Source organism: Bartonella pachyuromydis (assembly GCF_039543065.1).
Taxonomy (GTDB): Bacteria; Pseudomonadota; Alphaproteobacteria; order Rhizobiales; family Rhizobiaceae; genus Bartonella; species Bartonella pachyuromydis.
In genome coordinates, this window is sequence record NZ_BAABJA010000004.1 from 126,341 (window position 1) to 151,271 (window position 24,931).

17 protein-coding genes and 1 tRNA gene are annotated in these 24,931 nt (G+C 36.9%); 11 read left to right on the forward strand and 7 right to left on the reverse strand.

Annotation, left to right across the window (positions count from 1 at the left end):
* Nucleotides 1-470: 470 nt before the first annotated feature.
* Nucleotides 471-1,778: an MFS family transporter gene (locus tag ABD917_RS04450; protein WP_345118902.1), complete on the reverse strand. Its 1,308-nt coding sequence runs from the start codon at nucleotides 1,776-1,778 to the stop codon at nucleotides 471-473.
* Between the two features lie 218 nt (nucleotides 1,779-1,996).
* Here ABD917_RS04450 and ABD917_RS04455 point away from each other — a divergent pair, with 218 nt between their 5' ends.
* From ABD917_RS04455 to ABD917_RS04485, 7 genes are all read left to right on the forward strand, one after another.
* Nucleotides 1,997-2,791, forward strand: coding sequence for a thymidylate synthase (locus tag ABD917_RS04455; protein ID WP_345118903.1), 795 nt, complete (start codon nucleotides 1,997-1,999; stop codon nucleotides 2,789-2,791).
* A complete protein-coding gene (locus tag ABD917_RS04460) occupies nucleotides 2,788-3,297 on the forward strand; it encodes a dihydrofolate reductase (RefSeq protein WP_345118904.1) in 510 nt (169 codons plus the stop codon). Before ABD917_RS04455 ends, ABD917_RS04460 begins: the two co-directional genes overlap by 4 nt.
* A gap of 116 nt (nucleotides 3,298-3,413) precedes the next feature.
* Nucleotides 3,414-4,559 carry an FtsH protease activity modulator HflK gene (hflK, locus tag ABD917_RS04465; protein ID WP_345118942.1) on the forward strand — a complete coding sequence of 382 codons (1,146 nt, stop codon included), beginning with the start codon at nucleotides 3,414-3,416 and terminating at the stop codon, nucleotides 4,557-4,559.
* A gap of 2 nt (nucleotides 4,560-4,561) precedes the next feature.
* Entirely contained in the window at nucleotides 4,562-5,515 is a 954-nt protein-coding gene (gene hflC, locus ABD917_RS04470) for a protease modulator HflC (protein ID WP_345118943.1), read from the forward strand.
* 134 nt (nucleotides 5,516-5,649) lie between these two features.
* The gene (locus ABD917_RS04475; protein WP_345118905.1) at nucleotides 5,650-7,167 is read left to right on the forward strand and encodes a Do family serine endopeptidase; all 1,518 of its coding nucleotides are present in this window, start codon (nucleotides 5,650-5,652) and stop codon (nucleotides 7,165-7,167) included.
* A gap of 614 nt (nucleotides 7,168-7,781) precedes the next feature.
* Nucleotides 7,782-8,654, forward strand: coding sequence for a tRNA (adenosine(37)-N6)-dimethylallyltransferase MiaA (gene miaA / locus ABD917_RS04480; protein ID WP_345118906.1), 873 nt, complete (start codon nucleotides 7,782-7,784; stop codon nucleotides 8,652-8,654).
* Between the two features lie 271 nt (nucleotides 8,655-8,925).
* The gene (locus ABD917_RS04485) at nucleotides 8,926-10,725 is read left to right on the forward strand and encodes an acetolactate synthase 3 large subunit (RefSeq protein WP_345118908.1); all 1,800 of its coding nucleotides are present in this window, start codon (nucleotides 8,926-8,928) and stop codon (nucleotides 10,723-10,725) included.
* Nucleotides 10,726-11,854: 1,129 nt separating this feature from the next.
* Here ABD917_RS04485 and ABD917_RS04490 read toward each other — a convergent pair.
* The 3 genes from ABD917_RS04490 to ABD917_RS04500 all read right to left on the reverse strand — a co-directional run bounded on the left by ABD917_RS04490 (nucleotide 11,855) and on the right by ABD917_RS04500 (nucleotide 13,463).
* Nucleotides 11,855-12,304 (reverse strand): MFS transporter, encoded by a 450-nt coding sequence (locus tag ABD917_RS04490; RefSeq protein WP_345118909.1) that lies wholly within the window; start codon nucleotides 12,302-12,304, stop codon nucleotides 11,855-11,857.
* 232 nt (nucleotides 12,305-12,536) lie between these two features.
* Nucleotides 12,537-13,046: an NAD(P)-dependent oxidoreductase gene (locus ABD917_RS04495; RefSeq protein ID WP_345118910.1), complete on the reverse strand. Its 510-nt coding sequence runs from the start codon at nucleotides 13,044-13,046 to the stop codon at nucleotides 12,537-12,539.
* The gene (locus ABD917_RS04500; protein WP_345118911.1) at nucleotides 13,047-13,463 is read right to left on the reverse strand and encodes a Rossmann-fold NAD(P)-binding domain-containing protein; all 417 of its coding nucleotides are present in this window, start codon (nucleotides 13,461-13,463) and stop codon (nucleotides 13,047-13,049) included.
* Nucleotides 13,464-14,433: 970 nt separating this feature from the next.
* On the opposite strand from ABD917_RS04500, the gene ABD917_RS04505 reads away from it, so the two are divergent.
* The 3 genes from ABD917_RS04505 (at nucleotide 14,434) to ilvC (ending at nucleotide 18,375) form a co-directional block, all read left to right on the forward strand.
* Nucleotides 14,434-15,555, forward strand: coding sequence for an ATP-dependent DNA helicase (locus tag ABD917_RS04505; protein WP_345118912.1), 1,122 nt, complete (start codon nucleotides 14,434-14,436; stop codon nucleotides 15,553-15,555).
* 83 nt (nucleotides 15,556-15,638) lie between these two features.
* Nucleotides 15,639-16,373: a pyridoxine 5'-phosphate synthase gene (locus ABD917_RS04510; RefSeq protein ID WP_345118913.1), complete on the forward strand. Its 735-nt coding sequence runs from the start codon at nucleotides 15,639-15,641 to the stop codon at nucleotides 16,371-16,373.
* 982 nt (nucleotides 16,374-17,355) lie between these two features.
* Complete coding sequence (gene ilvC, locus ABD917_RS04515) at nucleotides 17,356-18,375, forward strand: ketol-acid reductoisomerase (protein WP_345118914.1); 1,020 nt, start codon at nucleotides 17,356-17,358, stop codon at nucleotides 18,373-18,375.
* 94 nt (nucleotides 18,376-18,469) lie between these two features.
* Here ilvC and ABD917_RS04520 read toward each other — a convergent pair whose 3' ends face one another.
* Nucleotides 18,470-19,876, reverse strand: a complete 1,407-nt coding sequence (locus tag ABD917_RS04520) for an amino acid permease (protein WP_345118915.1) — start codon at nucleotides 19,874-19,876, stop codon at nucleotides 18,470-18,472.
* 975 nt (nucleotides 19,877-20,851) lie between these two features.
* Nucleotides 20,852-20,927, reverse strand: a tRNA-Lys gene (locus ABD917_RS04525).
* Between the two features lie 479 nt (nucleotides 20,928-21,406).
* Between ABD917_RS04525 and ABD917_RS04530 the strand changes: the two genes are divergently transcribed.
* The gene (locus tag ABD917_RS04530; protein WP_345118916.1) at nucleotides 21,407-22,957 is read left to right on the forward strand and encodes a TerC family protein; all 1,551 of its coding nucleotides are present in this window, start codon (nucleotides 21,407-21,409) and stop codon (nucleotides 22,955-22,957) included.
* 1,019 nt (nucleotides 22,958-23,976) lie between these two features.
* Here the strand turns inward: ABD917_RS04530 and ABD917_RS04535 are convergent.
* Nucleotides 23,977-24,930 (reverse strand): lysylphosphatidylglycerol synthase transmembrane domain-containing protein, encoded by a 954-nt coding sequence (locus ABD917_RS04535; RefSeq protein WP_345118917.1) that lies wholly within the window; start codon nucleotides 24,928-24,930, stop codon nucleotides 23,977-23,979.
* Between the last annotated feature and the right edge of the window lies 1 nt (nucleotide 24,931).

Genomic DNA, 24,931 nt, shown 5'->3' on the forward strand with positions numbered 1-24,931 from the left:
TGTTCTACGATTTGTATCAGTAAAATGCGATTGTAACATGATAATTCTTATGTTTGAGAGGATACCTTTTGAAAATTTTATTTGTAATAGGATAAAAGCCTATCATATCGAACATAAAGAGGGGGGGCGTTGAAAAAGAAGTTTACGCTGAATGAAATATTGCTGACAAGGGTGTCTAAACAGTTGTTTTAAAAGTCGATGATGTAGGAAATAGGTCGCAGAGAAAGTTTTGTAACTTTTTGTTATTACAGCAGTTAACAATTAAAAATATTTGATAAATTTTAAACGGGATTTTTATAGGGGTATTTTTACATTCTGTAAAAAGAGTATAATATTTCTTCCTATACGGCAGATGACAAATAAATGACAAGAAGTTAATTATTTTATATATCGTAGTTTTTTTCTTCATTTTTTATATTGTTCATAAAAAAAAAGCCCAATATGTTGGGCTTTTTTGTTAACATAAGAGTTTAATGAATATCATCTCTTTGAAGGTATCCTGTTTTTCGAGCATCTGGCATCAAGGCAACTGCGATAAATGCAATGATCATCATGCCGGTTATGTAAAAATAGAAGACGGTTTCATATCCAATATCTTTTAAGCCGAGTGCTACAGCTTCGGCTGATCCTCCAAACAGTGCATTGGCAATAGCATAAGAGAGACCAACTCCCATGGCGCGTACTGAAGTGGGGAACATTTCTGCTTTTACGATACCAGAAATAGACGTATAAAAGCTCATAATGCATAGCATTCCGATAATGATTAGAAGAGCAGTCCATGTATCGTTGGTACCAGCAATCATTTTAAGTCCAGGAATTGTGAAGATAATAGACAAAACACTCCACATGAGGAGTGAAGTTTTTGTGCCAATTTTATCCGCTAGAAAACCAAATGCAGGTTGAAGTAACATAAAAACGAATAATGCAGCAGTCATTATAGTTGTGGCAGTATGTTTATCAAACCCAGTAGTTGTGATCAGATATTTTTGCATATAAGTGGTATATGTGTAGAATGTCAGTGATCCTCCAGCGGTAAAGCCAATAACGAGAAAAAAAGCTTTTCTATGATTGCGTAAAAGCTCTACAAGACTACCAGCATGTTTTTTAGAACGGCTTTCTTCTGTGGTTGTTTCATGAAGTGAACGGCGGAGATAAATAGCTACAATTGCTCCTAATCCACCAATTGCAAAAGGAATACGCCACCCCCATGCTTTTAATTGATCTTCTGAAAGATAAAGCGCTAGAATAAATATAACAAGGCTGGCTAAAAGTTGGCCACCAATAAGGGTGGTGTATTGGAAAGAGCTAAAGAATCCACGGTGATTTTTTAAGGCAACTTCACTCATATAAGTTGCTGTAGTGCCATATTCCCCACCAACCGAGAGCCCTTGAAGCATTCGAAGTAAAAGTAAAAGAACTGCTGCGGTCATTCCAATGGTTTCATAGGTAGGAAGTACTGCAATTAAGAATGAACCACCACACATCATAAAAACAGAAATAAGCATTGAGCGCTTGCGTCCATAACGGTCAGCAATAAATCCGAACAGCCAACCGCCAATTGGACGCATTAAAAAACCAATGGCAAAAACACCTGCAGCTTTTAAAAGTTGTGCAACCACGTTGCCATCTGAGGGAAAAAATTGTGATGCAAAGTAAATCGATGTAAAAGAATAAACATAAAAATCATACCATTCAACAAGATTACCTGATGCACTGGATACGATAGCAAAGATACGTTTTCTCGTATCATGCGGTGCTAGAGTTGTTTTATTCTCCATAAGTCTATCCCTTTAAATTTACGTCTATCTGTATTTTATTACCCCTGTATTTATCCCCCTAGGAGTTGTCTACAGTATTTTATCTTTTGCGTCAAAAATTTAATCGAATCATGGCAATTTCTTGTGTAAGATATTGGAGAAGAGAAATTTAAATTGTATTTTTATGAATTTTACAGTTTCTATTTTCTATAATTAAGAGAATCGGCGATAATATCGATATGAAAAACTACCTTGATCTTTTATCTGATGTTTTAAATCAGGGCATTGATCGTACTGATCGAACCGGTGTTGGAACGCGGTCAATTTTTGGTTATCAGATGCGATTTGATTTACAGGCTGGATTTCCATTGTTAACGACAAAAAAACTGCATTTACGTTCAATTATTTATGAGCTTTTGTGGTTTCTTAAAGGTGATACGAACATCGCTTGGTTGAAGAAACATGGTGTATCGATTTGGGATGAATGGGCTGATGAGAAAGGTAATCTTGGTCCTGTTTATGGTTATCAGTGGCGTTCTTGGCCTGCTCCTGATGGAAGACATATTGATCAAATAAGTAATCTTTTAACTATGATTAAGAAAACTCCTGATTCTCGTCGCTTAATTGTATCGGCGTGGAATCCCGCATTGATAGAGGAGATGGCTCTTCCACCTTGTCATTGTTTTTTTCAATTTTACGTTGCTGATGGTAAATTATCCTGTCAACTTTATCAACGTTCCGCGGATATTTTTTTAGGTGTTCCATTCAATATTGCTTCTTATGCGTTGTTAACAATGATGGTTGCGCAAGTGAGTGGACTTAAAGTGGGTGATTTTATTCATACTCTTGGTGATGCGCATCTCTATTCTAATCATTTCGAACAGGCAAAATATCAATTGTCCCGTGTACCAAATGCTTTGCCATTTATGCGTATAAATCCAGAGGTAACAGATCTTTTTTCTTTTAAATTTGAGGATTTTGAATTGCTTAATTATGAAGCGCAACCACATATCAAGGCTCCGGTAGCGATATGACTTTTCCTATTTATCTCATTGCGGCTGTTGCAGAAAATGGTGTGATCGGTTGTGAAGGAGCTATGCCTTGGAGACTGTCGACAGATTTGCAACGCTTTAAGGCTTTGACTTTTGGTAAACCTGTTATTATGGGGCGGAAGACGTGGGATTCTCTTGGAAAGCCGTTACTAGGGCGTGCAAATATTATTATTACACGTAATTGCACATTGAAGGCTGAAGGCGCTATTATCGTTCATTCTCTGTCTCAAGCTTGTTCTGTGGCAAAAAGGCGAGCAGCTCAAGATGGTGCGGATGCAATTTTTATTATTGGTGGTGGTGAAATTTTTCAACAAGGGTTGCATATTGCCGATAAAATATTTCTTACAGAAGTTCTTGCTTCTATTAAAGGTGATAGTTTTTTTCCTGTTTTCGATAAAGAAAAGTGGACTCTTGTGCAAACACAATATATTCCAGAAGGAAATAAAGACAGTCATCCGACACGGTTTGTGGTTTATGAGCGGAAATAACTGTTTGTAATGAAGTGGAAAAAGCCTGTCAGTTACATTGTAATCAGATTAGAAGCACCCTATAAGATCTAGTGAATTTGGTATTTGATGAATGGTAGTCAGTTAAAGAGGTAATGATGCCCTGGACGAATCAAAATGGTGGCGGCCCGTGGAGCGGCGATAAAAATAAACTCGGTGGTGACAAAAAAACATCTGCTAAGAATGTTTTTGGTTCTGGTGGTGGTAGCGGTGGAGGGAATGGTTCCAATCTTGATGATCTTTTGCGTAAAGGGCAAGATCAATTTCAGCAGGTTGGAAAAGGTGGGGTGTTTGTTCTTCTGTTTCTTTTTGCTGTGCTTTTTTGTTTGTATCAGTCTTTTTATATTGTCCAGCAAAATGAACAAGCGGTGGAGTTGCGTTTTGGGGTGCCTAAGGAGGGAACTATCGGCGATGGTTTGCATTTCCATTTTTGGCCAATAGAGACTTATATGAAAGTGCCTTTAACGGAAAAAACAATTGCAATTGGTGGTCAACCTGGTCAGGCTCAACAAAGTGAAGGCTTGATGCTTTCGAGTGATCAGAATATTGTTAATGTCAATTTCTCCGTCTACTATAGAATTTCACAACCAGGGCAATTTTTGTTCAATGTGAATGATCAAGAAGGAACAGTTCGTCAAGTTGCTGAGAGTGCGATGCGTGAGGTCATTGGTTCAAGACCCGTTGATGATGTTTTACGTGATAAGAAAGAAGAAGTTGCCAGTGACGTTAGAAAAATTATCCAGTTGACTGTAGATAAATATCAACTTGGTGTTGAAATAAGTCGTGTATCCATCAGTGAAGCTGCTCCTCCTACAAAGGTTGCGGCGGCGTTTAATTCTGTCCAGCAGGCAGAGCAGGAACGTGGACGAATGATTGAAGAGGGAAATCGGGTGCGTTTTACTAAAATTGGTTTAGCAAATGGTGAGGCTTCACGCACACGGGAAATCGCAAAGGGTGAAAAGGCGCAAATGGTTGAAGAGGCAAGAGGGCGTGCGGAGCGTTTTCAGGCTATAGCACGTGAGGCGGCAATTTCACCAGAGGCTACGCGTTATCGTCTTTATATGGAAACGATGGGGCGTATTCTTTCTTCTCCCAATAAGTTGATTCTTGATCAAATAAATTCTCCAGCGGTGCCTTATCTTCCTCTGAATGAATTGCTGCGCAGCAATTCATCAGAAAACGTGAAAAAAACATCGACACGTTCTATATCGCTTTTGGATTCCCGTATTTCTGGAGGACACTAATGATTCAGCAATCTCGTTTTTTGTTTATATTGAGTCCAATCGTGCTTCTTTTGATGATTTTATGGATGTCGCTTTTTATTGTTTATCCTCGTCAACAAGTGGCAATTAAGCGTTTTGGGCAAATTGTTAAAGTAGAATCTAATCCTGGGCTTTATTTTAAGGCGCCCTTTGTGGATAAGATGATCGTTGTTGATAATCGATTGTTGCGTTACGATGTTCCTACACAATCTGTACAGGTTCGTGGTGGTGCTTATTATGAAGTGGATGCGTTCTTTATTTATCGTATTACAGATCCTAAATTATTTTTACAGCGTATTGCTTCAGGGCGTCCGCAGATTGCTGCGCGTGAAAATCTTGCTCCGCGTTTTATTGACGCTTTACGAGCCGTTTATGGTAAACGAGAATTTAAGGCTGCTTTATCCGATGAACGGGGAGCGATGATGGCGGAAGTGCAGCGGCAATTTTCTGTAGATGCTGGTTCATTAGGAATTACTATCGTCGATGTGCGTATTCGCAAAACTGATTTAACGGATGCTGTTTCAGAAGATGTTTATCGGCAAATGGCAGCTGAACGTGAGGCGGCAGCAGAAAATATTCGTGCACGGGGACAACAGGAGAGAGACCGTATTGTCGCGGAAGCTAATCGTGAATATGAGGAGATTGTAGCAGCTGCAAAGCGTGATGCTGAAATTACTCGTGGTGAAGGTCAGGCTGAAAGTATTCGCCTTTTATTAAGTGCTAGAGAAGCAAATCCGTCTTTTTATGATTTTTGGTTGGCAATGGAACAGTATAAAAATTTGGAACATATTTCGATGGTGGTCTCACCAAACGAAAGTTTCTTTTTGTATTTCCACAATCCCTTGCAGGACAAGAAAAAGTTGCCATCAAATATGAATACGGGCTTTAATAAAACTGATCCAAAATCGGGGGAGAGTAAAAGCAACAGTGGATTGTGAACACGCGTTTTTGCATGAGAGATGCGATCTATTGTTGTTTTCTTTTATGATCAAAAGGTAGAGTGTTGAGCCATAATAATTTTACATAAATCAATTGAGTGAGGCTCTTTGCAGCATTTTGTTAAAGGCATATTATGGGTAGAATTGTCGTAGATAAAAATACGTCTTTGAGGCTTTTTGTCACAAGAGTTGTTATCTGTGCGGTTTTGTTTTTATCAGGGTCAAGCAGTTTGTCTTGGGGAACAGAAACAAAAGATACATTTCTTTCCGTTCCAGATTTGGCTGCAGAGCTTTTAGAGACTGTTGTCAATATTTCTACAACACAGACCGTTGAGGGTACCGAACAAGATGAGAATAGTCTGGTGCCTGTTATTCCAGAAGATTCATTATTACAAGAATATTTTAATGATTTTTTTGCACCAAAAGATGATCAAAAAGATAGTCAGTTTCAAAAAGTACGCTCTTTGGGATCTGGGTTTGTGATTGATGCACAAAGAGGGCTTATCGTTACAAATTACCACGTTATTGTTGATGCCGATGATATTGAAGTGAATTTTACCGATGGTGCAAAACTAAAAGCAAAATTGCTTGGAAAGGATAGCAAGACTGATTTGGCGTTGCTGCAAGTGGATGCGAGACGTAAAAAGTTAAAAGCTGTCCGTTTTGGTGACTCAGAAAAGGCGCGTATTGGTGATTGGGTTATGGCTATCGGTAACCCTTATGGTTTTGGTGGAAGTGTGACGGTTGGTATTATTTCTGCACGCAATCGTGATCTTAATGCTGGCCCTTATGATAATTTTATTCAGACAGATGCAGCAATTAACCGAGGCAATTCTGGTGGTCCTTTATTTGATAGAAATGGTGAGGTCATTGGCATTAATACAGCGATTGTTTCACCTTCTGGTGGGTCTATAGGTATTGGTTTTGCTATACCATCAGATATGGCTCTTTCTGTCATTAATCAATTGCGCGATTTGGGAGAAATAAGGCGTGGTTGGTTGGCTATACGTATTCAACCGGTGACGGATGATATTGCAAAAAGTTTGAAGCTAGACAATGCTGTGGGAGCGTTGGTTGCTAGTAAGATAGAACAGGCGGATGTGGATAATAGCCAATTACAGACTGGAGATGTTATTCTTTCCTTTGGAGGTGCGCAAATTAAACATGCGCGTGACTTACCTCGTTTAGTAGCAGAAAGTTCAGAAGGAAAAGTGGTGGACGTTACTGTTTTGCGAAATGGAGAGAAAAAAACAGTAAAAGTTAAGCTTGGACGTTTGGTTGAGACAGATGCAAATGAGGATTCACAACAAGAATCCGGTGATGAAAAAAGCGATACTGTATCGAAAAATGTGACAATGCAATTTATGGGAATGACATTATCTGAACTTACAGCGGATTTGCGTCAACACTATTCCATTACGGATAAACTTAAAGGATTGGTAGTGACATCTGTGGCAAAAAATAGTGCGGCGGATAAAAAGCGTATTCACGTAGGCGAAGTGATTGTTGATATCAATCAAAGTTCTGTCACAAAAATTGATGAGGTTAAAAAACGTATTCATAAATTACGTGAAGCTGGACGCAAAAATGCTCTCCTTATCATTGCTCGCCCAGATGGGGAATTACGGTTTGTAACCATTTCAATGGATTGATGTTGAGATGATTGATATTTTGGAAATTCATTTTTGAGATATGTGTTTAATCATTTGTGTTTTTTATCGCTTCTAAAATATATGAAATTTGGCAATTTTTTCTCCTTGGTTTTTAATAATCTTTACGTAGAAGAATTCACCTCGGAACGCATTATCTGTAATCTTGGCTTTGGGGTGATGAAAAAATACTTGCAAGAGAAATGAGAGTATGAAGGCAATGATCTGCTGTGTGTTTTTTATGGATTAGAGTATCATCTCTATTTTGTATAAAAGATGAAACTGTTTGATTGTATAGGTTAAGCTTGATATTATTTTGGCATATGATTGCAAAGAGTATGTTTGTTTATGACAAGCAGCGCGCCAAAGCTTTTGTAGCTGTATTTGTTATTAAGTGATAATAAAAAAGCAAAGCTTTAAGATTTTTGGCTATTATTTCATTTTTTAATCCTTCAAAGAAAGTAGAATTGCTATAGGCGCGTTTTTTGTGCCTTCTATAGAAGTTTTTAGTTCTTTTGTTTAAAGAGTTCATTTTATGATAGTTTCGGTGAAATGTAAGGCCTTTGGGAGATGCATATTGAAGTAAGGTTGGTTGATGGATAGAGGAATTTCCATTCATGACGCAGAGAACAGTGACATTAATAGCAGGGCCAACTGCAAGTGGGAAATCTGCGTTGGCTTTACAAATGGCTCAAGAAAAAAATGCTGTTATTATTAACACGGATTCCATGCAGGTGTATGATGTTCTCAATATTTTAACAGCTCGTCCAACAAAGGCTGATACTGCGATTGTTCCACACTATCTGTATGGTCATGTGAATCCTGCTGTGAATTATTCAGTAGGAAAATGGTTATGTGATGTTGAGAAGTTGTTGACTAGCTTTACATCGAAATCACTTATTTTTGTTGGTGGAACAGGACTTTATTTTCGTGCTCTTCTAGAAGGGATGTCAAAAATTCCTCATGTTTCAGATGTTGTGCGACAAAAATGGCGACTTCAGCTTGATCAAGAAGGGGCGGAAACTCTTTATCGCCAGTTGTTGCTGGTTGATGCAGTTCTCGCTGAGAAAATTTCTTCACAAGATGGGCAGCGTATTGTTCGTGCTTTAGAGGTTTATGATGCAACAGGTAAGAAATTAAGTTGGTGGCAAAAGCAAAAAACAACACCTCTTATTTCATCAAATGTTTTAGAAAAATTTCTTCTTATACCACCACGTCAATTGCTTTATCAACGTATTCATAAGCGATTGGACTCTATGATTGAGGGAGGAGCTTTAGAAGAGGTTATGGCTATAAAAAAGCTTGAGCTTTCTCCTTTGTTACCAGCGATGAAGGCTATTGGTATAGCTGAATTTATTGCGTATTTGGATGGACAGAAAAGTTTTGAAAATGCTCTTGAAATGGTAAAAACACAAACAAGGCGGTATGCAAAAAGGCAAATGACATGGTTTCGTAATCAATGTAATGAAGAATGGAAGCTTCTTTCTTAATAAATGATTTGAAAAACTCAAAAAGAAATTGAAAAAAGTTCATTATCAAGGGAGTTTTTTGGGAAATATAATTTTTTATTGACGGATGCGATCAATGTGATTAGAAGACTGCCTTTACAGGAAGTATTTTCCTTATAGTTTTTGTGCATCGGAATAAGGGGGGTAATCATACAATAGGTGTTTTTGTGTGTAGTAGGCTCTCTCAGAGCCTTTTTTTATAGGCTCCTGCGGGAGCTTTTTTATTATGCTATCAAATAAGCGAGTGGGAAAAATGACAAATCATCCAAAAATGCAACAGAGTGAGGACGGAAAAAAAATGTCTGGTGCTGAAATGGTGGTTCAAGCTCTTATTGATCAAGGAGTTCAACATCTTTTTGGTTATCCTGGTGGAGCTGTGCTCCCTATTTTTGATGTACTTTATCAACAGGATTCACTGCGGCATATTTTGGTGCGTCATGAACAGGCAGCAGGTCATGCTGCTGAAGGTTATGCACGCAGTACAGGTAAGGTAGGTGTTATGCTTGTGACTTCTGGTCCAGGAGCAACGAATGCTGTGACACCTTTGCAAGATGCACTTATGGATTCTATCCCACTTGTTTGTTTTTCTGGGCAGGTATCGACAACCGTGATTGGAACAAATGCATTTCAAGAAGCTGATACGGTTGGTATTACAAAACCCTGTACGAAACAGAATTGGTTGGTTGAAGATGTCAATGATCTTGCTGCCATTATTCATGAAGCTTTCGCTGTTGCTCAATCAGGGCGTCCAGGGCCTGTTTTGATTGATATTCCGAAAGATATCCAATTCGCTTTTGGTATTTATAGAACACCTCAAGTTTCTGCATCTCGGTATTCTTATCTACAGTTAAAAGGGAAGAGTGAGGCACTTGAATCCGCTGTTTCTTTATTAGCAGCAGCAAAGCGCCCTGTTATTTATTCTGGTGGTGGTGTTATTTTATCAGGCCCTCAAGCTGTACAGCTCTTGCGTGATTTGGTTCAGTTGGGAGATTTTCCGATTACTTCAACACTCATGGGACTTGGTGCTTATCCAGCTTCTGATAAAAATTGGCTTGGAATGCTTGGAATGCACGGAACCTATGAGGCGAATATGGCCATGCATGATTGCGATGTCATGTTAGCTGTTGGAGCACGGTTTGATGATCGTATCACTGGGCGTCTTGATGCTTTTGCCCCTCACGCGCGTATTATCCATATTGATATTGATCCTTCTTCTATCAATAAAACCGTAAAAGTGGAAGTTCCACTTATTGGTGATGTGGCTGATGTTTTGAGAGAGATTAATCAACGTTTACATATGCATAAACCAATATTTCATCATGAGAGTCGTGATGCGTGGTGGAGGCAAATTAAGCGCTGGAAAGCCCGTAATTCATTGGCATATATGGAAAAAAAAGATGTTATTATGCCACAATATGCTCTTGAGCGGCTTTATGCATTGACTAAAGATACAAATGCTTATGTGACAACGGATGTTGGACAGCATCAAATGTGGGCAGCACAGTATTATCGTTTTGATAAGCCAAAACATTGGATGACTTCTGGTGGTCTTGGAACTATGGGATATGGGCTTCCTGCTGCTATTGGTGTTCAAATAGCACATCCTGATGCACTTGTTGTGTGTATTTCTGGTGATGCTTCAATTCAGATGAATATTCAAGAACTTGCAACGGCAATTCAGCATAATACGCCGGTGAAAATTTTTATTTTAAATAATCAATATATGGGAATGGTTCGGCAGTGGCAGCAATTGCTGCATGGTAATCGTCTTTCTCATTCTTATACGGAATCGATGCCTGATTTTGTAAAATTGGCACAAGCTTATGGAGCGGTTGGTATCTGTTGTTCAAAACCAGATGAACTTGATGATAAAATTCAGCAAATGATTGAGATTGATCAGCCTGTTCTCTTCGATTGTCGTGTTGATAATTTAGAAAATTGTTTTCCCATGATTCCATCTGGCTGTGCGCATAATGATATGCTGTTACCTGATGAGGCACATGATGAAGCAATTGCAAATGCTATTTTCGATGAGGGAAGAATTCTTGTATGAAATAATATGTTAACAAAATATTGAAGGATGATGGTGATGAAGCCCTTGGAGTCTTCATCTCTGTCTCTTTTTCGTGGAGAGTTCCTATTATCCTTAGAGCTCATTTTATGATTTTCATTCTTTGTTTAAAGACATGGGGTGTATTATTATTTGTTCATCTCAAAAATGTTATCAGTCGTGTGCACAATTATGATTGAATTTATTTGTACGCGATGTTTGTTTTTTTAATTCATATGTTCACTTTCATAGCTATTTTGTTGCATTTTTTAGATAATACATTGAATTATCTATTATAAATTAGTTATGTTATCTCATCTATGAAAGATTTCATTTTGCAAGAAAAAAGCCACCGCCCTTGAAGGCTGCAACTGTGCAAACCATTATACCTATGAAAACAATAAAAAAGTTTTTCACTCTGTTTTGGTTTTGTATGATGAAATTACTCCAAATCGCTTTTTCAAGGTCTTGATAAGAGAATCCCTTTAGTGGATTGAAAGAAAAAAATAATAAAGATCAAATGCAGCCATAGAAAATTAATTGGCCATCATAGCTTATAATCAGGTAGTAATCTCACCTGATTATGGGGGAGAAATCTATACATATGAGATGTGTCATCTATATATAAACCAGAATAATAATCAACATCATATCATTATCAGGACATTAACATTGAAAATCAAAGACTCTTTCTTTTATATGTTCTACATATCGGTGATTCCATAAATCTGCAGACACAAATACTCTTTGAATCCACCGCATTGGATTTTTATAACAATAAAATGATCCAGAAAATTTATCTCTAGAGCGTAGAGTCATTCTGTTATCAATGTATAATAATCTTCTTGGTTGTACATCAATTTCAAAAGATACAGCCTTAATAGCTTAATGATCTAAAGCTTCCTGACTTTTGCGGCGCATCCAACATCGCAAGATGAGACCTTACATTTGCATAGAACGAAACTCTTGCCTTGCTTTTTGGAACGATCGCGACAACTTTTACTGGTGAGTGATACAAAATAATAAAGATACATCCACCTAAAAAAGAAACGATGGCACCAACCAAAAACACACCTTGTATACCATAAACAAGTGCACTCGCAGGAAGAACTATCCCAGCTAATGCCTCACCTCATGGTAGCTCCGCCTGCCTTATTCCCATTGCAAATCCACGTTGCGATTGTGAAAACCATGAAGAAACAGATTTAGTGCCACCGAGTTGAGCTGAACTATAAAATCCCCCTACAATGAGCAAACAAACCAAAAGGGAAATATAGTTATCTGCGATTGCTCCCAACAACAGAGCGACAGAAACGCCGACCGTTCCAATTCCAATAATATAGCGCTCGTTAAACTTGTCTAGTAATTCGCCAGCTACAAGTAAGCCAATAATAGGTAAGAATTGCGCTGCTGAAGACAACAAACCTATCTGAGAGTCACTCAGCGAGAAATCTTTCTTAAAAAATTCAGCTAAAGGACCAATTCCTTGAACAAAGAAGCAGGCTGATGCTTGAGTGATAGTTGCAACAAACAATACAATCCATCTATAATAATTTTTTTCTATAAATTGATGATTGCTCACGATGTCCTCCCCTCCCATTAAAAAGTATTCCAATAAAGTAGCCTTTTTAATAATGATCGCAAAAATAAATGAGGTATTTTATGCGGATGACATAAAAATCTGTCAATACGATTGGTATTAATATGAAAGCTAAGGAATATGCTTCATTTAAGGAAATAAGCTATTATGTATCGTGCAAATTTGATAGGCTAGCGATATAAGATAAATTTTACAAACATTAGCTTAGCCGACATTAAGCGTTCTTCATAAAAGACGCTATATTTTGGCAAGCTTTTTCCATATAATTCTCAAAGCTTTCTTCAGTCACATAGCCCAGATGCGGTGTGCAAAGAACTCTCTCTGATTGCAATAATTTGCTCTCATATACTGGCTCGCTGTCATAAACATCCAGTGCAAAGTAAGTTGAATTTTCCAAACTGAGTATTTTTTCTATCGCTCCTTTTTCAACCAAAGCTGAACACGCTGTGTTGACAAAAAGAGCATGAGGTTTCATGCGCAATAGATCCTCTAATTGAATGATTTCTCTGGTTTTATCGCTTAAACGTAAATGTATAGATATAATGTCAGGACGTGTAAAAAATTCATCTTTTGAATGCGTAAAATGATAATCTAAATTTTTTGCTTCTTGTGTTGAACGTTCGCTCCCATAAACCAAAATGGACATGCCAAAAGCTTGAGCATATTGAGCAACCATTTTACCAATACGCCCAAACCCGAATATTCCAAGAGTAGCCCCTTTCATTTAGTTGCCAAATGTTGTTTGCCATCGTCCTTTTTTCATATCAGACACAGATTTACAAAGTTTTCTCCGCGCAGACATAATTAAGAGCCACGCAAATTCAGCAGCAGAAGTTGGATCTCCACCACCGTCTAATATTTCAATTCCTAAGTCTCTACAAGCGTCTGGATCAATATGTGAACCTATAGGGCCTGTTTGACAGATTAATTTTAAATTTGGCAGTTTCAGGAGAAGATTTCTATCAACTATAGTCCGCTCTCTGATTAAGATAAGAATATCTATCTCTTTGAGCTTATCTTCTAAATCATATTCTTTACTTAAATTATTTATAACCAGCACTTCATGCGATTTCATTAATTTTTTAATAGACTGTAATGTCAGGGTGGCTTTTTGATAGTCATCTGGAATTAATATTTTCAAGTTAAATCTCCCGTTTCATTGATCAATATTTGCGCTTATTATTTCATTTCTAAAATAACCAAAAAGCAATCTCACCGCTGATATTTTGACATAATACCAAGGTCTACTAACAAATTATCCCCTTTGGTTTTATTATTATTTCTAGCAATAAGAATAGTATTAATCAGCTACTCTTTATAAACTTTAACACATTGAGACAAAAAAAGTTTGACTTAGTAGATGGAGAATTATGTTTTTCTTATATTTGAGAGGCGAAGCTGAAGTGCTGTTCTGGACTGAAAAAAATATCCCAGTTTTCTTATAATTGACTACCAAGAAGGCCATACTTACAAAACAGATTTTATTGTCAAAATAAAAAAACTCCATATTTGTGCGAGATAAATTATGCTTCATATAAGCGTGATGTCTTTCTTTATTCGTTGAGATATAACTTCTTTGTAGCATGAAGAGTCAATTTATTAAATTCATGATAAGAGGAAGATAGGAACTTTATAGGTGTTTCATCATAGGATTAAGTCGTTTTATAGAGAGCTATTTCTACCAATAGGTTTTTGATAGATTTAATTGTTATTTCGTAAGAGGGGATGTCCTTTATTTTTATGTGCAAGAAAGCTGGTTGATTGTGTAAAACATTGCGTACAGTTCATGAGCTTATACTCTTCTTATCTTGTATAAGGGGAATGTTCTATTATGAAGAATTTTCAGTTCCACATATTGAAATTTTTTTTGCCATTCTCTTTAGTTCTCCATATGAAGCAGCAGAAATGTATGTGCTGTTTTCATTTATTGTTTGGATATATATTTAGAGTGTTAAAGTGTTTGGAAGACAAGCTATTGGTACAATGATTGTGCTTGAGAAAATGGTGAGATGACTTGAGATCAAAAATTCTTAAATGATAAAATTTTTCTTGAGAGTGGTTTTGTTGGCAAAATGCTTGCTCTTTTTATACGAATCTTATTTTGATAAATTATGCAATTTTCACGGGAACAGGATAAGGCATTGAAGGCTGTTGGTGCGTGGTTGAGGGAAGGGCGTTCTCCAGTTTTTCGCCTCTTTGGCTATGCGGGGACAGGCAAGACAACGCTTGCGCGCTATTTTGCTGAAACTGTTGATGGTTCTGTTCAATTTGCTGCCTTTACAGGTAAAGCTGCACAGGTTTTGCGTTCTAAAGGTGCAAGCAATGCTTGTACTATTCATTCGTTGATTTATTGTCCGCGTGGAGAAGAAGAAGTTTCCGATGAAGTAACGGGAAAAAAATCTATTGCGCCGACATTTGCACTCAATCGGAAAAGTGCTGCTGCGCAAGCTGCGCTTATTATTGTTGATGAATGTTCGATGGTGGATGAACAATTGGCACGTGATTTAATGAGCTTTCGAACACCAATTCTTGTTCTGGGTGATCCAGGCCAATTACCTCCTATATCAGGAGGGGGCTTTTTTTCCAATGGTGAGCCGGATTTTCTTCTTTCAGAAATTCATCGCCAAGCACGTGATAATCCGATTGTTCGTTTGGCTATGGATGTGCGTGAAGGACGTGATATTGCCTATGGTGATTATGGAGCAGCGTGCGTTATGACACGAAAAGAGGTGGATCAACAATTGGTTTTGGATGCTGATCAGGTGTTGGTAGGAATTAACCGAACACGCCATCTTTATAATAAGCGTTTGCGTGCGTTGAAGGGATTTATATCAGATTATCCACAAGCGGGAGATAAGCTTGTTTGTTTGCGCAATGATCCTGCTAAGGGTTTGTTGAATGGTTCTTTATGGAAAGTAATGACTGCACAGAAGGAAACTGTTAAACCAAGTATAAGCCTTCTTATTAAACCAGAAGAAAGTGAGCGTGGGGTGGCGAAAATTAAGCTTTTAAAAGCAGTGTTTGAAAATCCTGATCATGAGATTTCGTGGGCGTTAAAAAAGAGATATGATGATTTTGATTATGGATATGCTTTAACCGTTCATAAAGCACAAGGATCTCAATGGGATAATGTTGTTTTGTTTGATGAGAGCTTTGCATTTCGCGATATGTATGCGCGGTGGCTTTATACAGGAATTACGCGCGCAGCAGAGCGTTTAATAATTGTTCGCTAGGAGAAGACTTTATTTTCTGGATTTATAGGGGCGAAGCATGTTTTTTCCTGTCTTTAAAGTTGTATACGAATAGAGGAGTGTGCATGGCAATAAAACTTTCTGTCAATCTTAATGCTATTGCTGTTTTGCGCAATCGGCGTAATCTTCCTTGGCCAAATATCAGCAATATTGGGCATATAGCTCTTACAGCTGGTGCAGCGGGTTTGACAGTCCATCCACGTCCTGATGAAAGACATATTCGTTTTGCTGATTTACCAGATATACATGATGTAATTCGCAGCATGTTTCCTAGTGCCGAATTTAATATTGAAGGTTATCCAAGCAATGCGTTTTTGGATAAAGCAGAAAAATATGCTAATCAGATTACTCTCGTTCCTGATGATCCAGCTCAGTCAACTTCTGATCATGGTTGGGATTTTGCGCATCATGCAGAATTTTTAGCACCTATTATTCAACGTTTGAAAGCAAGAAAAATTCGGGTATCATTGTTTGCTAACCCTATTGCCAATGGTCTTGATATTGCTAAAGAGATTGGTGCTGATCGTGTGGAATTTTACACTGGACCTTATGGGGGAGCATTTAACGATAAGCCAAAACAAGATCAAGAGCTCAATAAACTTGTTTTAGCAGCAAAAAAAGCTAAAGAATTGCAATTGGGTGTTAATGCAGGGCATGATCTAACAATGACAAATTTGCCTGCTCTTGTTCATCATATCCCTTGGCTTGATGAGGTTTCTATTGGTCATGGGCTTATTGCTGATGCGTTAGAGTATGGGATGCATGACACTGTTCAACGGTTTATTCGGTTATTGGGGTAATTTTTCTCTATACAATGAGAAATGGCGCTTTTTTATACAATTCTCTTCGTTTGTTAAAAAAATAATTTTGCATAGGTTTCGTGAAATAATATCGTTGCATGTATCATGATAATAACAAAAACGCTAGGCTTCATTGCAAACAGTGGGAAATGTTTTACTATATTCGTTTAGAGAGAAAGATAACAAAGCTTTGTAGCTTTGCAACCTCTTTTAAAGGAGCAGGAACTCAACAGTAGATTTTATGAGAAATATAAGATTTCTATTCGTTTTTGAGAATGTTTTTAGGAAGAAAAAATTTTAGATTTATGCTAGCTGTGCCGTGATGAGGGTAACCATGTGTGTTTGTCAAACAGTGGTTATTCAGGAATCTTTTAAAAAAGCAATTTTGGGTAAAATGATACGGTATTGATTTGTATGAATGTTTTGCTAAGATTCCTCAATTGCAAACTTATTCAGCAAAAATACGCGATGTTACTTATAATGAGGATAGTAAAATTAAAATCTGTACAAATAGTGTTATTAATTATGAGAGAGAAAAAATTGATATAGTATAGTCATGGTAAAGTATAAATATAAGAATGATAGTCCTTATTTATAATTTTTCTTGCTATTCATTTTTATTTGGTTCATGTTAAAAACTGTGTATTGTGTCTTTAATTTAAGGATACAATGCCTTGTTATGCAGAAGAAGAGAATTTTAGTAAATGTATCTTTCTTTTCAGAAGCATTTTTGTACATGTATCGTTTTTGTAGAGCAGCATTTGAAGCCTATTGGGGATCCAGATATGTTTTTGGAAGGTTTGGGGGGCATGTTTTTTTGTATGCAATGTATAAATTTAAAAAGATTGCCTCATTGTTTTGTTATTATAAGCAGTGTTTTTGTTATTTATAGTGTGTGAAGCACTGAAGGTCATTTTTTACTTTTTATTTAATAAAAATAATCTGAAATTTATTTTAAATGTAGAGAGAAGGAAGTGTTTTTATGCGTGTTTATTATGATCGTGATGCAAATGTTGATTTGATAAAAAGAAAAAAAGTAGCCATTGTTGGTTATGGTTCACAAGGGCGTGCACATGCTTTAAACTTAAAAGATTCTGGTGTTCAAAATGTGCAAATTGCTTTGCGTGTAGGGTCGGCGACAGTCAAAAAAGCTACAGTAGATGGCTTTGAAGTTGTGAGTGTTGCTGAGGCTGCAAAATGGGCTGATGTTATTATGATGGCAACACCAGATGAATTGCAAGCTGATATTTATAAAGAACATATTCATGATCATTTACGTGATGGTGCTGTTATTGCTTTTGCACACGGCTTGAGTATTCATTTTGGCCTCATTGAACCTAAAAAAACAGTTGATGTAGTGATGATTGCTCCTAAAGGTCCAGGACATACAGTCCGAAATGAATATCAATGTGGTTGCGGTGTTCCTTGCTTAATTGCAGTTGCACAGGATGCGTCAGGACAGGCCCATGATGTAGCATTGTCTTATGCATGTGGTCTTGGTGGCGGACGTGCTGGGGTGATTGAAACAACATTTAAAGAAGAATGCGAAACTGATCTTTTTGGTGAACAAGCTGTTCTTTGTGGTGGTCTTGTTGAGCTTATTCGAGCAGGTTATGAAACACTAACAGAGGCAGGTTATGCGCCAGAAATGGCTTATTTTGAGTGTTTACATGAGGTTAAATTGATTGTTGATCTTATGTATGAAGGTGGAATTGCAAATATGAATTATTCAATTTCCAATACAGCGGAGTGGGGCGAATATATGTCTGGTCCACGCGTGATTACAGATGAAACAAGAGCAGAAATGAAGCGTATTTTGAAAGATATTCAGACGGGTAAATTTACGTCAAATTGGATTCAAGAATATAAAGCTGGTGCTGCTCACTTTAAAACTATGCGGCGTTTAAATGATAGCCACCCTATTGAAGAAGTGGGTAAAAAACTCCGCTCTATGATGCCTTGGATAAAGTCTAATGCTTTGGTTGATAAAGAGCGTAATTGAAGTTCGATGTGAAACGTTCGCTCAATAGCTTTATACTTTACGTACAAAAAGGGTAACTAAGGTTACCCTTTTTTAATATATGCTTTTTTAGGTATCAATTTATTTGTTTTTTGGAGCTGTTTTTTTTCCGTATAAATAAAAAATACATTATGCCTAGGAAAATAAACCAGAATGTACTGTATTTTAAAGCTGTTAGGGTATCAGGTTCTAATGTCAACAAATAGAGCATGAAAGCAAAAAACACTAAAACAATTCCGCATACGATAACACCTCCAGGCATTTTATAGACGGACTCTTCATGGAGATGAGGATGATTGCGACGATAGACAATATAGCTAATCAAAATGACAGACCATACGAATAAAAATGCAATCGCTGAAATGCAGGTCACAATTGTAAAAGCGCTTATGATGCTTGGAGATGATGATGCAATTGTATACCCTAATAAAATACATAAGCAAGAAAAGAAGAGGGCATTGGCCGGAACATGGAATTTGGAAAGCTTACCCAAAATCGGAGGTGCACCTTTTTGTGTTGCTAGCCCATATATCATGCGGCTGGTAGAAAAAATACCACTATTTGCTGAAGAGGCAGCCGAAGTGAGAACAACAAAGTTCACTAAACCAGCAGCTATCGGAATGCCAGCAAGCCAAAACATTGAAACAAAAGGACTGTTTTCTGGGACAATTTGATCCCAAGGTGTGACTGACATAATCACAGCGAGAGAAAAGATATAAAAGAGTACAATACGAACCGGTATTGCATTAATTGCTTTAGGGAGAACTTTTTTAGGTTCTTTCACTTCAGCTGCAGTTGTTCCAGCAATTTCTATACCAACAAAAGAAAAAATGGCAATTTGAAATCCAGCAAAAAAACCTGTAATCCCTCGAGGAAATATATCTCCACCATTCCACACGTGACTAAGAGAAGCAACAGTACCATTTGGAGTGGTAAAGCCAGTAGCGATCATATAAAATCCAACAACGATTAATGCTAAAATTGCTACGACTTTGATAAGACCAAACCAGAATTCAAGTTCACCGAAAAATTTTACGGCAAGGAGGTTAAGGATTAAAAAGAAGCCAATGCAAGAAAAAACAACAATCCATGGATTGAGTGTTGGCCACCAGAAATGCATATAGTTAATGATAGCAATAATATCTGCAGCTCCAGTCACAACCCAGCTTAGCCAATAGTTCCAGCCAACAAAAAAGGCAACTCCTGGTCCTAGCATATCGGTTGAAAAATCAACCAGAGACCGATATTGTGGATTAGAAAGTAATAATTCTCCCATAGCGCGCATGACGAAGTATAGTGCACAGCCAATAATAGCGTAAACAAGTATAATGGAAGGGCCTGCTACACTGATTGTTTTTCCTGATCCCATGAACAGACCTGTTCCAATAGCACCACCGAGGGCTATAAGTTGTACGTGACGATTATCTAGTCCACGTTGCAATCTTTTATGCGGATCATCTTCTAAATTTTGTTTATCATTCATTTTTTGAAGGTTCCCTTTAATTCTTTTAAAATTCAAAATCACATGAAAAAAGTAATACTGCTTATCGAAGCATGATATAAATAAGGAGTAAAGGAGAAAAACATTTTTTGTGACTTTATGTGGATAAAGACAAAAAATATGGAAATAACAAAGAGATATAACGTCACTCTAAAACAACGTGCTGGGTATTTTCACCCAGCGTTTTAGACGGTAGTTGAGATGACTGATAAATATTTGATAAAAAGACTTGATATTATTATGGCAATTACTTTCAAGCAGTCTTAAACAGTCATGAAGAAATTGTTTGTGGGTTATGGTAAATCCTGAACCATATGATAAGGACTGTCATGGATTATTTTAGATCTTATAGCAGAGAGGTGTTTCCATTTTTAGTTAAATAGAATGTAGAATTGTCATCTTACTTAAATAAAAATCCGATAGCAGAGAGTTTAAATGCTTTTCATGATTATCTTATTTGTTGTCGTAAATGGGGGCAATTTTTGCTTTTACACGAGGTAAGCGAGAAATATAAAGGACTTTTTAAAAGTTGCGAATAAGAACTCCATTCAGATATGTGAACCGCTTAATAAAAGCTTATGCGAGATTCGCACTGATTCTATAAGGAGATCTTTAATGAGAGAAATACAGTGTATGTGTAATATTTTTCTTTTGTATAGCTTATAAAAATTTTTTCTGCATGGTTTGATTAAAAGAGGAAGATTCTTTTAAAAGGCTAAAGACAAATGTTTATTATAAGAATTCATAAATTCTTGTCGATTATTTAGTCGCAAAGTTATGGGAGTGTTTGTTAGATTTTTAAATAGTTTTTTCAAAAAAATTTAGCACTATTCAAAACCTAAAGAAATATGAAAAATGATAAACGGATGCTCTCATAGAGGCATATTAAAAAATCTCATTCCCTCACTCTTAAAAAGATATGATAAATCAATAACTTATTTGTGATATAAAACGCGATGGTGGGTGATGAGGGGATCGAACCCACGACCCGCTGATTAAGAGTCAGCTGCTCTACCGACTGAGCTAATCACCCATAGCTTCTCAAAAAATGAGCATTGTGCGGTTCTATAACGCTCCTAAGGAAGGATGTCTAGATAGTTTTGTTGTTTTTTATATGAAAATAATCAAATCTATAGTTAAATCGGCTATACAGTCAAAAATATCGTACTACACCTCTTGATCTTAGATAAAAATAGACCCATTATAAGAAACTCTGTAAATAAATGTTCTGATTATTATACGGGACTGTAGTTGGAGGATCGCCGAGCGTAATGCCCGAGAAAAATTCAGAGGAGCCTTCTTATAGTTGTAAGCAGTGTAGGCCGTTGTTCTGTTTTATAAAATTTATCAATAACCATGTATATTTAGGGAATATTTTGCGATTGTTTGCATTGAACACAGTCTCTTTGTGTTCAATGTTTTTGATCAATTGTGCAAATGAAGATTCATGAATTTATTTTGTCAATCGCGCGCTTTTAAGCTTTTAAAGATGTTTTTAAAGGATCAACTATAATGGAATGGATCACTGATCCCCATGCGTGGTTTGGTTTGGTCACGCTGGTTTTTCTTGAAATTGTTTTAGGAATAGATAACCTTGTTTTTATTGCAATTTTAGCTGAAAAATTGCCACTCCATTTGCGTGATCGTGCGCGCTTGATCGGTCTTACTTTAGCATTGGTTATGCGGATTTTTCTGCTTACGGCTATTGGATGGGTGATGAATCTTGATACAATAATTCTTTCACTCTCATCTTTTGTTTTTAGTTGGCATAGCCTTATTTTAATCAGTGGAGGAGCTTTTTTGCTGGCCAAGGGAACACTAGAATTACATGAAAGGTTAGAAGGGGTACCACACGAAAGAAAAACAGGGGTTGCTTATGCGGTTTTTTGGCAGGTTATTGTGCAAATCGTGGTGCTGGATGCGGTTTTTTCCTTAGATAGCATTATTACTGCAACAGGTATGATTGCAAAAGAACAAGCTACAGTTATGTATATAGCAGTTATTCTTGCTATGGGAGTGATGATGTATGGATCTGGCGCTCTTATGCGTTTTATTAATCGCCATTCCACTATTGTAATCCTTTGTCTTGGCTTTTTGATGATGATTGGTTTTACTCTCATTGTTGAAGGTTTTGGTTTTCATATTCCGAAAGGATATTTGTATGCTGCTATTGGTTTTTCCGTTCTTATTGAAGCTTTTAATCAAATTGGACGCCGTAATCGTGAAAAGATGATTACGACAAATGATCTACGTGGGCGAACTGCAGATGCTGTGTTGAGACTCTTAGGAGGGGGAAATAAAGACGGTCATCTTGGAGAGACTGTAGATGTCATTGCTGAACAGGCGGCAGCTTCTGAATTGTTTCGACCTGAAGAAAAAGAAATGATTCGCGGGGTTCTCGATTTGGCCGACCGTCCTGTTCGTTCTATTATGTCTCCACGCAATGAAATTGAATGGTTGGATTTAAATAGTGATGAGAATGAAATGCGTGAAGAATTACAACAAGTTAAACATAGTCGTTTAATTCTTGCACGTGAAAAAGTGGACGAATTTGTAGGTGTTGCTTTGACAAAAGATCTACTGTTAAATTTAGCTGAGGGTAAAAAGATCAATTGGAAAAAGGCTATGCGAGAACCTCTCGTCGTTCATGAAAATACGAGCGTTTTACGATTGATGGAGCAGTTGCGTCATTCTTCGATTCAGCTTGCAATTATTGTCGATGAGCATGGATCTTTTGAAGGGATTGCAACACCAACCGATATTCTTGAAGCTATTGCAGGTGATTTTCCTGATGATGATGAAGAACCCATGATTGCAGAAAAACTTGAAAATGGCAGCCTTCTTGTGGAAGGATATGCCGATATCCGCCGTCTAAGTGGTTATCTTGGGCGTAATCTTGTTGATGAGGCAGATCGTTATACTACTCTGGCTGGCTTTATGCTTTGGCAATTTGGTCATTTGCCAAATGAAGGAGAAAGTTTTGAAGCTGATGGTTTGCGCTTTAAAGTTATCGAAATGGATCGCCGCAATGTATCTAAAATTCTTATTTCTCCGCTCGTATAGTTAAAAAAGAGCATTTGTTTTGATAGAAAAGGGATAAGAAAATTTTCTTACTTTATCAATGATGCAAAGAATAGAAAGATTGATAGATTATTATATTGTTGTTAGTTTTTAAACAGTTTTTTGAGTGTATAAAGTATGGATAAGCACAAATTAAATTTTCATGCGTTTCTCTGTTAGAGCAGAAAAGTTTTCTTGCTAAAGGGGAGAGTGATAATCTGCTAAAAAATAAAAATGATGCTGAATTATTGATAAAAAATAGTGATTACAGGTGCGTTATTTCTCCATTTTAAAAGCTAAAAATTCTGTGAAATCTGTGTTTTGATTTTTGTCCAGTTATTTATAAAAATTCTTTTATGAAAATTGTTATAGTGTCTGTTACATGGAAAATGGAAATGACAATATTCGACATGAACAGCCGATAGAGGCTTATAGAATATTTTTCTCTAAAGAAATCCATTTGATGATTTGATAAATGCTTTTATGAAAGAAATTAAAGTATTTGTATATTTTGTATCATGAAATGAATGGAGCAAGAGAGAAGCTTCAGGGCTTAATATAAAAAGATAAATGGCAGTCATTAATGAGGTTATTTTCCATATAGAGGCAAATTTGCTGTAGTTATTATGTTAAAGAGAGAGCTTTCAATGCTTTCAAGCTTATTTCACTATTATGTCCATGTGTCTTATGAAGATGAAGCCATTGTATCTTTAAACTTATGAAGAAGAAAGCAGGCGTCACCATACTCTTTCTTAGCCTCAATCGCTTCAGTTCTCGGTATTTTAGAGCACGATTGGAGGTATTTTTAGCTCTTATCTTTATTTGTTTTTGCTCACTCGCCAATTACGCTTGTGATGTGCAAGAGAATAGTTTTGACTTTTTTAATACAAGAGGGTTTGAAATAAAAAAAACTTGCAATATGAGGAATACTCATTAAAGCTGAAAAATAATACATAATCATTTTGAAGCAATGCATTGTAGTTTTATTTACGCAAGAAAAAAAGAGAAGCATTGTTTTTTATTTATTCAGGCGGTATTTTGCTAGAACGTTTCCAGTATTGTTGAGTTTCAAAAATTGCTACTACAAATAACGAAATGATAAATGGTATAATCAAATAGAGTATTCTAAAGACAATAAGTGCCGCAATGACATCTGTTGGATTTACATTGGGCATTCCCGTTATGAATAAAGCTTCCAAAACACCAACCCCTCCAGCTGGAGCATTGGAGAGGAGGGTTATGGTGAAGGATGTGAGAAAAACACCAAGCACAGAAATAAAATGGATATCTGCGTTGTGTGGGAGAACTGCATATATAATTCCTGCTGCTCCTAAAATCTCTAAAGGACTAATGAGAAGCTGTTGGACGACAATTTTTAACTGTGGGTAGGAAAGTTGAATCTTTTTACTCAAGCGTAAGGGTTTTAACTGAAGCCAACTACCAAAAGTATAAAGTGCTATACAGCCGAGCAGAATTGTACCAACTGTCGTTCCAAGCCATTTAGGAAGCCCGTCATGAATGAGTGTAATAATTTCGGGTTGTAAAATCAAAACAATCCCAAAAAGTAAAATTGTGCCTATCACAAAGGTAAAAGAGCAAAAACCTACGAGTATTGCAATTTCTGTGCCGTTTAATCCTTTCATTTTATATGCGCGATAGCGCACGACTGCACCAGAAAAAACTGAAGCACCAATATTGTGTGAAAGAGCATAGGTAGTAAACGAACATATGGCAATAAAAAACCAAGAAATTTTATGGCCGAGATGCTGCAAGGCAATGCGATCATATCCAGCAAGAGCAGCATAAGCTAAGAGAGAACATGAACAGGCTAAAATCCAGTGTTGTGCACTTAAATTGCTCAAGCGTTCCAACACATCACTAAAAGAAATGGCAGAAAGTTTTATATAAAGAATGCGGATTGATACCAACATCGCTAAAATACCAATAAATGGCCATATAAATTGCTTTATTTTCACG